Annotated in this window: 13 protein-coding genes; 9 read left to right on the forward strand and 4 right to left on the reverse strand. The window is 68.0% G+C overall.

Translation table 11 applies throughout. The features are described from left to right. The first annotated feature begins 646 nt into the window (after positions 1–646). From ACIBF8_RS31315 to cas2e, 9 genes are all read left to right on the forward strand, one after another. Positions 647–1,048: a hypothetical protein gene (locus ACIBF8_RS31315; RefSeq protein ID WP_396787521.1), complete on the forward strand. Its 402-nt coding sequence runs from the start codon at positions 647–649 to the stop codon at positions 1,046–1,048. A gap of 23 nt (positions 1,049–1,071) precedes the next feature. Continuing rightward, positions 1,072–2,640, forward strand: a complete 1,569-nt coding sequence (gene casA / locus ACIBF8_RS31320; RefSeq protein WP_396787522.1) for a type I-E CRISPR-associated protein Cse1/CasA — start codon at positions 1,072–1,074, stop codon at positions 2,638–2,640. A gap of 26 nt (positions 2,641–2,666) precedes the next feature. Beyond that, a complete protein-coding gene (gene casB, locus ACIBF8_RS31325) occupies positions 2,667–3,254 on the forward strand; it encodes a type I-E CRISPR-associated protein Cse2/CasB (RefSeq protein ID WP_396787523.1) in 588 nt (195 codons plus the stop codon). Positions 3,255–3,318: 64 nt separating this feature from the next. After that, positions 3,319–4,509, forward strand: a complete 1,191-nt coding sequence (gene cas7e, locus ACIBF8_RS31330; protein WP_396787524.1) for a type I-E CRISPR-associated protein Cas7/Cse4/CasC — start codon at positions 3,319–3,321, stop codon at positions 4,507–4,509. After that, complete coding sequence (gene cas5e / locus ACIBF8_RS31335) at positions 4,506–5,312, forward strand: type I-E CRISPR-associated protein Cas5/CasD (protein ID WP_396787525.1); 807 nt, start codon at positions 4,506–4,508, stop codon at positions 5,310–5,312. Before cas7e ends, cas5e begins: the two co-directional genes overlap by 4 nt. Before the next feature lie 5 nt (positions 5,313–5,317). Further along, positions 5,318–6,055 (forward strand): type I-E CRISPR-associated protein Cas6/Cse3/CasE, encoded by a 738-nt coding sequence (gene cas6e, locus ACIBF8_RS31340; protein WP_396787526.1) that lies wholly within the window; start codon positions 5,318–5,320, stop codon positions 6,053–6,055. Between the two features lies 1 nt (position 6,056). Continuing rightward, the gene (gene cas1e / locus ACIBF8_RS31345) at positions 6,057–6,647 is read left to right on the forward strand and encodes a type I-E CRISPR-associated endonuclease Cas1e (RefSeq protein WP_396787527.1); all 591 of its coding nucleotides are present in this window, start codon (positions 6,057–6,059) and stop codon (positions 6,645–6,647) included. A gap of 191 nt (positions 6,648–6,838) precedes the next feature. After that, positions 6,839–7,048, forward strand: a complete 210-nt coding sequence (locus tag ACIBF8_RS31350) for a hypothetical protein (RefSeq protein WP_396787528.1) — start codon at positions 6,839–6,841, stop codon at positions 7,046–7,048. Then, entirely contained in the window at positions 7,045–7,323 is a 279-nt protein-coding gene (gene cas2e / locus ACIBF8_RS31355) for a type I-E CRISPR-associated endoribonuclease Cas2e (RefSeq protein WP_396787529.1), read from the forward strand. The genes ACIBF8_RS31350 and cas2e overlap by 4 nt, the downstream gene beginning before the upstream one ends. 2,994 nt (positions 7,324–10,317) lie before the next feature. On the opposite strand, the gene ACIBF8_RS31360 is transcribed toward cas2e, so the two are convergent. The 4 genes from ACIBF8_RS31360 to ACIBF8_RS31375 all read right to left on the reverse strand — a co-directional run bounded on the left by ACIBF8_RS31360 (position 10,318) and on the right by ACIBF8_RS31375 (position 13,780). Beyond that, positions 10,318–11,373 carry a M23 family metallopeptidase gene (locus tag ACIBF8_RS31360; RefSeq protein ID WP_396787530.1) on the reverse strand — a complete coding sequence of 352 codons (1,056 nt, stop codon included), beginning with the start codon at positions 11,371–11,373 and terminating at the stop codon, positions 10,318–10,320. Positions 11,374–11,509: 136 nt separating this feature from the next. Then, on the reverse strand, positions 11,510–12,103 hold the full coding sequence (locus tag ACIBF8_RS31365) for a phosphoesterase PA-phosphatase (RefSeq protein WP_396787531.1): 594 nt from the start codon (positions 12,101–12,103) through the stop codon (positions 11,510–11,512). Further along, positions 12,100–13,251, reverse strand: a complete 1,152-nt coding sequence (locus ACIBF8_RS31370) for an MAB_1171c family putative transporter (protein WP_396787532.1) — start codon at positions 13,249–13,251, stop codon at positions 12,100–12,102. The genes ACIBF8_RS31365 and ACIBF8_RS31370 overlap by 4 nt, the downstream gene beginning before the upstream one ends. After that, positions 13,244–13,780: a hypothetical protein gene (locus ACIBF8_RS31375; protein WP_396787533.1), complete on the reverse strand. Its 537-nt coding sequence runs from the start codon at positions 13,778–13,780 to the stop codon at positions 13,244–13,246. Before ACIBF8_RS31375 ends, ACIBF8_RS31370 begins: the two co-directional genes overlap by 8 nt. Positions 13,781–13,894 lie beyond the last annotated feature (114 nt).

Here is a 13,894-nt window from a genome sequence, read left to right on the forward strand (position 1 = left end):
AGTGTCGATAGACCATGAGTCGGCCGCTCTGCTGGCCTGGCATTCGGCGGACCGAATGCCGCCAATCGCAGGCAGACAAGATCAAAACGCCCAGTCAGGTGCCGTTGCCTCCGGATGGACTGTAGAACGTCTGCTGAGGGGGACGTCAGTCGCATCCTAGGGGCCTGCTGTGGTCAAGGCTCGACGGCGCCGAGCTGATTGACCTCCAGGTTTGTTCGTGATTTTTCACCGCGACCGCTGTCGGGAATGCGACTCGTCGTCGTGTTGGGCCAAGATTTGTCGGACGCCACTCCTACAGTCCCGGGACATGCCGTCCGAAGATGCCGCTGCTCCTGCTGTGCTCCGGGGTGAGCCTGAGGGTGGAGGTCAGCCAGCCGCACCTGTTCGTGTGGAACCCGCGCATTCTTCGCCTTGCTCAGTAGGTGTCATAACGTCGGCAAGGCACCGCAGGCGTTCCAGGGTAAGGGCGGGCGGTGACCGTGGCGCGAACCCCAGCCCGGCAAGAGCCATATTCCGTTCTCCGAGGACGGGGTGACGCCCAGCGTTGGCCGGCGGAAGCAGCCTGTCGGGTCGCTGCCAGACTCACACGCGAATCGCCGCCCGTTCACCCAGGGGACATTCGGTGCCGACTGCTATCCTCGCTCGCATGTCCTCAGTAGAGAGACGTGTCCTGCTTGCGTTGGTTCAGGTCAGTGAAGGAGGTGATGACCTCATCGAGGTGGATCGCATCGTGCGAGCTGCGAACCTCGACGCGGTCTCGGTGCAGCGCGCGCTGCGCGCACTTTCGTCGTACGGCGACCTGTTCTTTCAGTCCGTCCTCGACCCCGATTGCCGTGTGGTCGTCTTCGTGCACCACGTGACTGCCCACGCCCGGCGAGCAACTCAGGGCGCCACGCTCGCGGGGTTTGATGACATTGATGCGGCTTCTGGTTCTTCTGGAAGCAAGCTGCTGGTCGGCCGGATGGTCAAGGTCGTTGGTGCAGTCCTAGGCGCTGCGGTTGCCAAGGTCATCGCAACGTTTGTCATCCACGAGATAGATCGTCGATGACCTCACGAACGGTTGGAGTGCTAATGGAACGACTCTCATTCGACCTGGTCAGTGAGGCGTGGATACCGGTCGTCGAGGGCGGGCATCCCCGATCGCTGTCGCTCATCGATGTGCTCACCAGGGCACACGAGATCGACGGGTTGGCGACGGCGAATCCGTTGGAGACTGTTGCCGTGTTGCGCCAGGTGCTGCTGCCGGTCTACCTGGATGCCTGCGGTGTCCCCGACAGCGAAGGTGAATGGAAAAGCCGCTGGCGGGTCGGACACCTTCCAGCTGAGCAGATCAAGGAGTACCTGGGCGACCATCGAGACCGGTTCGATCTGTTCGGTGGGCGTCCGTTCGGCCAGGTATCGGGGCTGCGGACGGCCAAGGATGAGACCAAGCCAATCTCGTTGCTGATCGCGGCGACAGCCACTGGCAACAACGTGCCGCTGTTCACGCCGCGCACCGAAGCGAACCCACCGACGCTGACCCCGGCTTCGGCGGCCCGTGCCATGCTGGCTACTCAGTGTTGGGATACCGCGGCGATCAAGTCCGGCGCTGCTGACGACCCGCAAGCCAAGGGCGGAAAGACCACCGGAAACCCCATCGGTCCATGCGGTGCGTTGGGCGTCACGGTGCCCCTCGGTCGGAACCTGGCCGAGACGTTGCTGTTGAACAGTCCGATTGTGCGACAGCCTCACCCCGATGACGTTCCGCAGTGGCGGCGAGACCGGATGACTGGCGCCTGGGAGGTGCGGGGCGCGCTGGGGTTGTTGGACCTCTTGACCTGGCAATCGCGCAGGGTACGGCTCATCCCGGAGCATGGTCTCGGTGGCGAAGTGGTGGTGCGCCGGGTGGTCCTTACCGCAGGTGATCGTCTTCAACTTGTACCGCAGGACGTGGAGCCACACACCGCGTGGCGGCAGGTCGACAAGCCCCGGGCCGGCCAGGCGCCAGTGGTGCCGGTGCGGCACGTCGCCGGTCGAGACGCTTGGCGCGGCATGGCTCCGATGCTCGCCACCGTGCCACAGCAGGGTTCGACGTCCAGCAGCAGCATCCTCCTCGCTCAACTGGCAGACCTGCGTCTCGACGACGTATCGGTGCAGGTTCTGACGGTCGGCGTGGCTTACGGGAACCAGTCGGCGGTGGTTGAGGATGTCATCGCTGATCTGATTCCGTTACCGATCGCCGCGCTCGGTCCGGGGGAGGTGCGGTCCATCATCGAGACAGTTGTCATGCAGGCCGAGGAGTTGCGGCGGGCCGGCAACCGGCTCGACGACGACTTGCGCCGGGCCAGCGGCGGGAGCCCGGTGCCCTGGGACAAGGGCCTCAGGGCCGGAGATGCCCTCATGAGCGCCTTCAACCCTCTGGTACGCCGGTTGCTGGCCGGATTGCAGCGCGATCCCGATCGCTATGACGACGCCGAAAACGCCTGGCGGACGGTAGCGCAGTCGATGGCTCTCAAGGCGGCCGAGCCTGTCTTGGCCATGGTGCCGCCGACGGCGTTCCTCGGACGCGAAGACGAGAAGCAGAACAAGGCGTACCGGGAGAGTGTGGCCGAGGCGTGGTACCGCGGGTCGGTCCGCAAGATCCTCGGCATCGAGTCCTGATCCTTCGATTCAGCGGAGTTGTGTGGATGACCACGAGTGACGACATGGCCCGTCGGGTGCCGAGGCCGCATTTCTGGGAGCGGGACTACTCGCAGGGAGTTCCCGAGGGTAAGGACCTTGCCGCGCTTCGCAGCGGGCTGAGTCGGGACGCTGGCGATGTCCCGGCCATGTGGCCGTATTACACCCGCCTGCGGTCAGACGGGTGGGTCACCGCGCAGCTGCGCGCCGAACACGCTGCCCTTGTTCTCTTCGCCGCTCACCAGCAGTCACAGTCGAGGTTGATGCATCAGCCGACGGTCGGGTTGGGATTGGCTATGGCCAAGCTGCGCCTGAGTGGCAAGTTCACCGCCGAAGCGGTCGACAAGCGTTTCGGTGCGGCAGCGACCGCCACTAGCTTCCCGGAGGTCGTCGCACACCTGCGAGGACTGGTGAGCCAGTTGCGCACCCTCACTCCTGCCCAGCCACTGGACTACACCCTGCTCTTCCGGGACCTTCGCGACTGGCAGGACCTGGACAGGGTTCACGCGGTCCGCCGACGGTGGGGAGCGCAGTACTTCACCCTGCGGAACAAGCCGCAGACACCAGAGCCGACCGACTCCGCGACGAACGCATGAGTCAGACCGCAGCATCGCCTCAACTCTTCATCACCAGCCCGATGTCCAGCAGCAAGGAGACCCGGTGAGCCACCGCCGTACCTACATCGATATTCACATCTTGCAGACCGTGCCGCCGTCGAACCTCAACCGGGATGACGCGGGTAGCCCAAAGCAGGCCGTTTACGGGGGTGCGCGCCGAGCGCGGGTCTCCTCTCAGGCATGGAAGCGCGCGACCCGCAAGGCATTCGAGGACGAACTCGGTCTGCCCGCCGAACAGCTCGGCACGCGGACAAAGAGGGTCTCCACGCTGCTCGCCTCTCGGCTAGCCGATCGGACCGGTCTGGACGGCGAAGCCGCTACCCGGCTCAGCAACGCCCTGCTGGCACATGACCTCGATATCAAGCCCGGCAAGAAGGCCGCTGAGAGCGCCTACCTGCTGTTCTTCGGGCGAAGCCAGCTCGACGCCATCGTTGACCTGGTCGCCGAGCGGGCCGCTGAACTGACCGCGCTGGCCGATGGCGCACTGGCCAAGGCCGTCGCGGACCTACCAGTCCGCGCGCAACTGACCGCCAAGCACCCCATCGATGTGGCGCTTTTCGGTCGCATGGTCGCTGACATCCCCGCTCTCAATGTGGACGCCGCCACGCAGGTAGCACATGCCCTGTCGGTCCACCCGGTCGAAATCGAATTCGACTACTACACCGCGGTCGATGACGAGAAGAAGCCCGATGAGGATGCCGGGGCGGCGATGATCGGCACCGTCGAGTTCACCTCGGCAACGCTGTACCGATTCGCCACGCTCGACGTGCACCACCTAGCCCATAACCTCGACATGGACTTCGAGGCGACGATCGAGGCTACCCGCGCGTTCCTACGCGCATTCGTCACCTCGATGCCGACGGGGCACCAGAACACCTTCGCTCACCGCACGGTGCCCAGCGTGGTCTCCTACGTCGTGCGTCACGACCAGCCAATCAACCTTGTGTCTGCCTTCGAGAGCCCCATCCGCAGCCGGGATGGCATCGCGGCTACAGCTGCCATACGCCTCGCGGATGAACTCAGCCGAACCAGCAGGATGTGGGGCTTCACACCCCTGGCCGTGGCGAGCGTCTACAACCCGGCGTCGACCACCACCGCCCGCCACCAAGATCAGGACACCGAGTCGGCGAACGTCGCTCAAGCATTCGGGACTCCCCGCAGCCTCGACGAGGCCATTGACGCGACCATCGCCGCTGTTCGGCCCCGACTGGACGGGGCGACGACGTCACGATGACCGACATCTTCTGCCTGGTCCTTCGGCTGGCCGGGCCCCTTCAGTCCTGGGGCGGACGCGGCCAGTTCAATCGTCGCGACACCCTCGACGAACCCACCAAGAGCGGCATCCTAGGGCTGCTCGCCGCCGCGCAGGGCCTGCGTCGTCAGGAGCCGATAGAAAAACTCCTGTCCCTCAGCCTCGGCGTACGCACCGACCAGCCCGGGTCACTGCTGCGGGACTACCACACTGTCAGCGACTACCGAGGCCGCCCACTGCTGTCCGCCTCGGTGAACGCCAAGAATGCGCAAAAGCCGACATCCCCTGCCAAGCACACGCATGTCACACAACGCTTCTACCTGCAGGACGCGGTCTTCGTCGCGACAGTCAGCGGCCCCGTGGACTTCCTGGGCATCCTTGCCGACGCCCTGCGCAACCCTGCCTTTCCACTGGCCCTCGGCCGCCGATCCTGCCCACCGACGATGCCCCTGCTCCTGACACCCGACGACACCAACCGCGTGGATCGAGACGTTCTCTGGGCAGGTCAGCCGCTCGACGTGCTCCGCCAGGTGCCCTGGCAGGCCAGCAACCGGCACCGCATCGCACGCTTCGACCCCGACAGTTGTCCTTCACTGGTCGACCTGCCGGTCACCGTCGACGATGCTGCCGGCACCGACGTCCGCGTTGACGTGCCGCACTCGTTCGACCCGCTACACCGTGGGTTCAACACCCGCCGGGTACGCCAGGAGTGGGTACGCGTACCGACCGGCTGGACCGAGACCGGCCAGCCAGACCACGATCCCTTCGCGCTGCTCGGGTGGTAACTCCCATGCCGTACCTGTCCCGCATCCACCTCAACCCGCTGCGCCCTCAGGCGCAGCGAATGCTGCGCAACCCGCAGGTGCTTCACGCGGCCGTCCTCGGTGGCCTCAGCCGTCAACCAGTCGAGGAACGCGTCCTGTGGCGGCTCGAAGCTCCAAACAAACATCAACTCGCGGTCCTCGTCCTGACCCAGTCCGTACCATCATGGGAGCACTTGGTGGAACAGGCCGGCTGGCCCTCCGCTGACGAGCCGCAGGCAATGGTCAAGCCGTATGAGCCACTACTCGATCAGGTTCAACGGGGGCGAACTTTCGCCTTCCGGATCAAGGCCAACCCCACCAGCGCCACGAAGAAGCCGCGGGTGCCAACCCAGGCGCAGGCCCAGCACCTCGCAGGCGAACGCCCCCGAGGCGTACGCGTAGCGCACCGTAAGTTGCCCGACCAGCTTGACTGGCTGATCACGCGGATGGGCCGCGCCGGCTGCACGGTGCCAACCGACCTCGTGAGCGGCAACGACGTTCCCGCGGTACGAGCAACCGGCCGAGACCGGATCCGCTTTCACAAGAACGGGCGCAAGGAAGAAGCGTCGCCGGTGACTCTGGAGAGCGTCACCTTCGACGGCCTGCTTCAAATTGAGGATCCCGCACTAGCCCGCGAAGCGCTGCTACAGGGAATCGGCTCCGGTAAGGCATACGGCTTCGGCCTACTCACCCTCGCCCCGCCTCGAGCGAGCGAGGAACGTTGAGGTGTGGTGGCTGGCCGACCCGCAGGATCTGCACCGAGTCAGTGATCGGATTTCCAGCGTCTACGTCGAACGCTGTCACATCGACCGCGACGACAATGCGGTCGCGCTGGTCAACCGGGAACGCACCGTCCGGATACCCGCCGCGATGGTCGCCACTCTCCTGATCGGCCCTGGTGCCCGTATCACCACTGCCGCTGTACGCCTGCTCGCCGATTCCGGCACCGCGCTGTGCTGGGTCGGCGAGAGAGGCGTACGTCTCTACGCCTCCGGAATCGGCCCCAGCAGGGGATCTCAACTACTTCTACGCCAGGCGTACCTGGTCACCCGAACCAAGGAACGCCTTGCTGTAGCGCGCAGGATGTACGGCATGCGGTTCCCCGGCGAGGACGTCAGCACGCTCACCATGCAGCAACTACGCGGGCGAGAGGGCGCCAGGGTCAAGAAGATCTACCGCACCCACTCAGCCCGCACCGGAGTGCCCTGGGACGGCCGGCTCTACAAACCCGGCCAGCCCTTCGAAGCCGGCGATGACGTCAACCGGCTCCTCTCCGCCGGGCACAGCTGCCTCTACGGCATCTGCCACCAGCGGTAGTCGGCCTCGGCGCAAGCCCCGGCCTTGGCTTCGTCCACACCGGGGGCGCCACCTCCTTCGTCCTCGACATCGCCGACCTCTACAAGGCCGAATACACCATTCCCCTCGCATTCGACCTCGTCGCCAAGGGACTCAGCAGCGAACGAGATGTCCGCACCGCCTTCCGCGACCGAGTCACCGACGGCAAACTGATGACCCGCATCGTCCAGGACATCAAGGCGCTGCTTCTCAGCGGAGACGCCGAGGACACCGACGACGACGCCCACGAACTGTGGGATGAGGCCCTCGGCTCCGTACCCGGAGGCATCAACTGGGCCACCGACTATGCCGATGGCCTAGACACCTCCTCCTTCATCGGAGTCAGCGGACCGGACCTCACCGAGCCCAAGGTGGACTTTTGACCGTCGTCGTCCTCATCGCCGTGGCCGAAGGGCTCCGCGGCCATCTCACCCGATGGATGATCGAAGTCGCGGCCGGAGTCTTCGTCGGCAACCCCAGCGCCCGCGTCCGAGACCGCCTCTGGACGCTCCTAGCGACAAGGGTGGGTGACGGACAAGCCATCATGATTGAACCAGCGCAAAACGAACAAGGCTGGGCGATCCGTACCGCAGGCCGCGACCGCTGGGTCCCCGTCGATCTCGACGGACTGATTCTTTCAGCCCGACTCCGCCGATAAACGCCCAGGTCAACAAGTGTCCTCCCCGCACGCGCGGGGGTCTTCCGACCATCACCGAGGCCACGGAGGCGCACTTCGAGTCCTCCCCGCACGCGCGGGGGTCTTCCTTCGCGGATCGCCTGCTCGACGTAGGCGCTGACGTCCTCCCCGCACGCGCGGGGGTCTTCCGGACAGCCGGATTCGGTAGACCCGGCGGCCCATGTCCTCCCCGCACGCGTGGGGGTCTTCCGGCCGAGCATCCACAGCGCGGCCGCCGTGATCCGTCCTCCCCGCACGCGCGGGGGTCTTCCGATCGTGGCGGTGGTCGCGCCCCGGGTGTGGGAGTCCTCCCCGCACGCGCGGGGGTCTTCCTACGTGGCGGCTGCAGATGGGCGCCCTCGGCACGGTCCTCCCCGCACGCGCGGGGGTCTTCCCTGCCTCGCACGCGCGCCTTTTTCGGCGTGTGTGTCCTCCCCGCACGCGCGGGGGTCTTCCTATGCGATGAACGCGCCCGCGCCGGCGCAGATCGTCCTCCCCGCACGCGCGGGGGTCTTCCCTCCTCGGAGTTGTACGGCATCGCGTACAGCACGTCCTCCCCGCACGCGCGGGGGTCTTCCGATAGACGCGCGGCGGTTGTTCTCCGGGGCGTGGGTCCTCCCCGCACGCGCGGGGGTCTTCCGATCGCACCCGATCCGCTGTGGCGCACCCCCACGTCCTCCCCGCACGCGCGGGGGTCTTCCGGTTCCCGGCGTCCCTTCCCGCGGTCAGACTCCGTCCTCCCCGCACGCGCGGGGGTCTTCCAGGACAACGCGGGCGGCTTGGCCGCCTTCGGTGGTCCTCCCCGCACGCGCGGGGGTCTTCCTACGTCCTTGAGGTCGTCGACGGCACCGGGCTTGTCCTCCCCGCACGCGCGGGGGTCTTCCCCGGCTGCGGGAGCTGGTCGACGGCACCGACGCGTCCTCCCCGCACGCGCGGGGGTCTTCCTGCGATCCCGGACTGGAAGGGTCCGATGGATCGGTCCTCCCCGCACGCGCGGGGGTCTTCCGAAGCCGGCCGCCACCCCGGCGGCCGAGGCCCCGTCCTCCCCGCACGCGCGGGGGTCTTCCGACCGGGCCGCCGCCGACGAGGAGCAGGCCCGCGTCCTCCCCGCACGCGCGGGGGTCTTCCGTTCGGCCTCACGCCCGCCGACCGACCCCGCAAGTCCTCCCCGCACGCGCGGGGGTCTTCCGGCAGGGGGCGCTGTGCGTGTCGCTATGAATGCGTCCTCCCCGCACGCGCGGGGGTCTTCCGGAGGTTGGCACCATGGGCGTTACCGGATCGTGGTCCTCCCCGCACGCGCGGGGGTCTTCCGGGCACGTTCGACCTGCCGCACTACTCCCGGTGGTCCGCCCCGCACGCGCGGGGGTCTTCCCCGGGCGAGGATCGTGCCGAGGTCCGCGATGGGGTCCTCCCCGCACGCGCGGGGGTCTTCCGCCCGCCCCGACCAAACCAGTCACCGAACTGCTGTCCTCCCCGCACGCGCGGGGGTCTTCCCGTCGCTTTGAGCGGTGGCGCCTCGCGGGTGGCGTCCTCCCCGCACGCGCGGGGGTCTTCCGTCGTGCGCGACCGCCAGGCCCCGGACGGTGTCGTCCTCCCCGCACGCGCGGGGGTCTTCCCCGAGCCCGAACGTCGCCTGCGTCACCCCCGCGTCCTCCCCGCACGCGCGGGGGTCTTCACTGGGCCCGACCGACGACGAGCGGGCCGAACGGGTCCTCCCCGCACGCGCGGGGGTCTTCCGGAGCTGGCCCAGGTCATCCGCTCAGACCACCTGTCCTCCCCGCACACGCGGGGGTCTTCTGCGCGCCGGTCCCTGGGAATCCACCTGCTCATGTCCTCCCCCGCACGCGCGGGGGTCTTCCCTTCGGGCCGATCATGATGTCGATGGCCCGGTGGTCCTCCCCGCACACGCGGGGGTCTTCCGTCGGTGACATCGCGAGTTTCGCCAACGGGACGGTCATCCCCGCACGCGCAGGGGTCTTCCGTCGGTGGTGCCGGTGGCCGTCAGCAGGTCGGGGTCCTCCCCGCACGCGCGGGGGTCTTCCCCGGGTGGAGTGCCCGGCGTAGGCACTTTCCAGTTCATCCCCGCACGCGCCGGGGTTCTTCCCTGGCAGGTGGCCTGGTAGGCCAGGATTGAGGTGTCATCCCCGCACGCGCGGGGGTCTTCCGCGGTACGCGGTGCGCATCACCGGCGTGCCCGGGTCATCCCCGCACGCGCGGGGGTCCTCCCCTCAACCGGGTCATCGGAACTCGCAGCGGCCGTCATCCCCGCACGCGCGGGGTCTTCCATCGACAACAAGTACGTCAGCGCCGACGGCGCGGGTCATCTCCGCATGCGCGGGGGTCTTCCCACGGCCGTGCAGCGCGGCGCGACCGGTGCGCAGTCATCCCCGCATGCGCGGGGGTCTTCCAATCATTTGCGGGAACATTTACTGGCGCCACGAGTCATCCCCGCACGCGCGGGGGTCTTCCCGTCGCCGGGCATATCCGCTCGCTGGGTGCGCTGTCCTTCCGCACGCGCGGGGGTCTTCCCTGATCGGCGGCCAGCTCACCCGACTGCACCTGGTCCTCCCCGCACGCGCGGGGTTCTTCCGCGGGCGGCTCCAGCGAGGAGTCCGGTGTACTCGTCCTCCCCGCATGCGCGGGGTTCCACACGACGACCCAGCAATGTACGGCTGGCATCAACCGTTAACCACGGGCTCCGGGCTCCGGGCTCCGGGCTCCGACGAGTTCATCCTGATCGCGTTACTGATGTGACCGCGGCTTGGTGGTTCGGAGTGCGCGTCAGGACGGCACCGGGTGACGAAACCCATACGCAGAATGAGAGCGGGACCAGATTCGGGCAAGAACCCGCCGAGCGGGTTGGGCCGCCTGTCTTGGCGCTGCCCCGACGGTGGTTGAGATTCGAATGGTCTGGCTGAGTGACGTCCACGACTGTTGTTTCGTGGGCAGGCACGAAGCTGTGCGCCCTCGATCAACTCACAAGCGAACGCCGCGAGCGGCCATGAATGCGAAGGGCTCCGTGGCGTTGGCGCTACTCGGCGGGTTGCTGGTGTGGGTTTCGAAGTGCAGGTGCGGCCCGCTGGAGTGGCCGCTGGTGCCGACGACGCCGAGCTGCTGTCCGGTGTTGACGGCTTGCCCAACGGCAACGTACGGGCGGTGGAGCATGTGGCAGTAGCGGGTCGCGGTGCCGTCGGCGTGGCGGATCTGGACGTACCATCCGCAGCCTGGCGTGTTGAGGGAGCCGTCGATGTCGCAGTTGGCGCTGCCGCATTTGGCGGTGATGACGATTCCGGCGCTGGCGGCGTAGATTGGGGTTCCCTTGGGTGCGGCGACGTCGACGCCGTCGTGGGTGGGGCGTTCGGGTGTGCGGAAGCCGCTGGTGAAGGTGCCGTTGACGGGCTTGACCCAGGTGCCGGTCCCCGGTGAGCAGGTGAGGCTGCCGTCGGTGAGGGCGTTGACGATGGCGGTGGCGAGGGGTTCGTGCGGGGCGTAGGCGTCGGGGAAGGCGCTGACCTGGACGCGCTGGGCCACGACGGTCAGGGGGAGGGTCTCCCAGCCGGGTATGCCGCGCATCTTGGTGAAGAACTTGGTGGCGGAGATGGCCGGAGTCATGAGTTCTTGGACGGTGCCCCATCCGCCTGCTCCGTCGGGCGGGAGTGGTCGTTGTTGGAAGAGCCCGACGCTGTCATGGTCGGCGCCGACTCCGTCATGGGGGAGGGTTAGGGACCGGGGGACGTTCGCGTTGGCGAGGTTCCTGAGGTGGGACTCCTGCAGGGCGGTGGCAATGCCGATCACGGCGGCCCTGGCGGGCAACTTCATCTGAACGGACGCGGTGTAGATGCTCTGGGCGTGCGCCAGAGCGGTCGGCGCGAGGTCCTTCAACTCGGCCTGTGCTGTGCTTCCGGGTGCCAGGGCGGGTAGGCAGCCGGTGGTGGAGGCGGCGGGTTCGAGGCTGCCGCTGCCAGTGGCCGCAACGGCGACGCTGAGGGCGAGCGCCAGGGGTACGAGGGGTGCGAGCGTGAGCGGTCTCATCGCCGCCTCGGTGGGGACGTGGGCATGGGGGCACCTCGGACGGACGCAGGTCAGCCTGTATGCGATTGCACACGGCACGAAGTGCCGCCGAGGATAGCCGAGCGAAGTGTTCGGCTGTCAACTATCGCTAACGGAATCAGGTGAGACTGGCGAAGATCAGGCCGGCGACGATGGTGCCGAGGAGCCCGCCGGCGACGACCTGCGCCGTGGTGTGGTCGCGCAGCGCGACGCGGGACCATCCCACTGCCGCCACGACGACGGCCAGGGCGGCGATCGCGATGGTGGGTAGCTGGCTGGCGAGCATGGTCGTGGCACCGGCGGCCACGGCGGTGTGCACGCTGATCTTCCAGCGCAGAGTGACGACGGCGAGTGCGGCGAGGGTGGCGAACATGGCCAGGGTGAGGGCGATGACCGCACGGGGTGCGTCGCCGACGGCCATGGCGCCGATGCCGATCCCGACTGAGGTGAGGATGAGGGTCATGACGGTGAGGCGGTGGCTGCGTACGCCGAGGTGTCGGTCTGCCAACTGCCCGGCGCTGACGCCCCGCTTGATCAGCAGGACCGGGATGACCGCGGCGAACACCGCGCTGACCATGCCCCATCCGAGGCCCGTCCACCGGCCGGAGGTCCAGCCGGTGATGAGGCTGACGGCGATGATCCAGGTTTTCGGGTCGAGCCAGTCGGTGACCCGGCGGGCGGTGCGGGAATCGGCGGTGAGGGTGGCGGTCATCGGTGCGGCTCCGGTGCGGTGTTTACGTGGGTCAGGGCGTCCCGGACCGCCGTGGTGTCCCAGACGTGGGCGAGGTCGAGCAGCCGGGTCAGCCGTTCGACCGGGTTTGGTGGCGTGGGCGGCGGGGCGTAGGGGGCGGCGGGCGTAGCCGTGGGCGGCCGAGCCTGGGCGATGCGGAGCAGGCTGGCCTCGGTCGCTGCCGCGAGGTCCTGGCTGGTGAGCCCGTGTGTGGCAAGGCGGTCGCGGACGCGATCGACGAGGTGTTCGTCGGTACGGCGGTACAGGTCGTGGATCGTGTCGTGGAGTTCGACGACGTGACGGGAGAGCCTCTCGCGGGGACTGAGCCCGGGTGGATCGAGACGGTGGTCGGCAGGCACGAGATCGTGCCAGAGCGGGTTGAGTGTCCGTAGGTGCCGGCGGGCTCTCAGGTTTGCTCGCGTTCCGGGCGCACCGGCGATGGTGAGCCCGGCCGTGATGAGCAGCATGGCGAGGTACTTGATGTCGTCGGAGAGGTCGACGTAGAAGATGTCACCGCGGCTTGGTGGGCCGACGGCGAGACGTGCGCCGAAGTAGGCGGCCCGGTACAGGGCGTACCCGGTGCCGATGATGCAGCCGATGACGAGCACCTGTTGACCCGCGCGCACGACACCGTGTCGGCTGGCCTGGTGAGCGCGGCGGAACAGCCGGGCGGACAGGGCCATCGCGACGCCGAGATACAGCGTCCAGCTCAGGATGTACGCCGTGGCAAGGGGTTTGCCGGCGGCCTGGTCAGCGAAGTCCTCGGAGTCGACGCGGGGCATCGTCCAGAACAGGCAGGTCATGATGACGACGGTGACCGCAAGGCCGGCCAGGGAAATGCGACGCCGGACATGGGTGGCCGTGCCCAGGATGGCAAGGTCGAACAGGGCCGCCACCGCCACGAGTCCGGCGAGGTGTTTCACCAGGACGCCGGCGCCGTGTACGCCAGCGAGCTGGTCGATTGCGTGCGCGATCGGCTCGACACGGACCGTCATCGACACCGCCAGCCCGGTGATGGCTGCCCACACCGTCCGGTGAGCAGGCCCGCTGCGCAGGGCGTGTGCCCGTGCGGCCGACACGATCCACAGCGCGGCAACCACGACGAGTTCGGCGTTGGAGGGCTCAGACATCGTCGAGCGCGAGGGCGGATGCCACCCGGGACAGCCCGGCGGGTGCGCCAGGCGCGGCGCGGCCGGCGCGGTCGATGATGACAGTGGCCATCATCTCGGCTTCGCGTTCCTGGTCGCTGGTGAAGTCGTGCCGGCCGAGCATGGCGCGCACGACGGTCATGTCGAGGTCCGGCAGCAGAATCTCGCCGAGGTCGACGTCGGATGCCTCGTGGCCCCACAGCATGTGGCCCACCTCGTGCGCCGTGATGTGGTCCTGCTCCCACGAGCTGCGGGTGGGGTCCACGAAGATCAGGTCCTGGGTGGCGGTGTGCACCCACAGCCCGGAGTGCTGGCCCGACCGCGAGGGCGCGGGAAGGTCGCGCAGGGTCACGGGCCGTCGCCGGTGCCGCGCGATGGCGGCGGCGAGAGCGTGCCGGTCGAAGGGGGACGGGACCACGATGCCGTTGTCGTCGAGTAGCTGCTCGCAACGCCGCCGCAGATCGCCTAGGTGTGCCTGACTCTCGGGTCCGGCGGCCCGTGGTCGGCGCATGGCCTCTCCCATCGACTGGCGAGCCGGGGCACAGGGCGATCCGGCTGTGGTGCGATGAGTCAGGCTAGTGGCCTGCCGTGGTGCGGCGTCAAGCCGAAGTCGCAGGTCAGAGGC

Origin of the sequence: Micromonospora sp. NPDC050276 (assembly GCF_044459545.1) — a bacterium.
In the GTDB taxonomy this organism is placed as follows: domain Bacteria; phylum Actinomycetota; class Actinomycetes; order Mycobacteriales; family Micromonosporaceae; genus Micromonospora.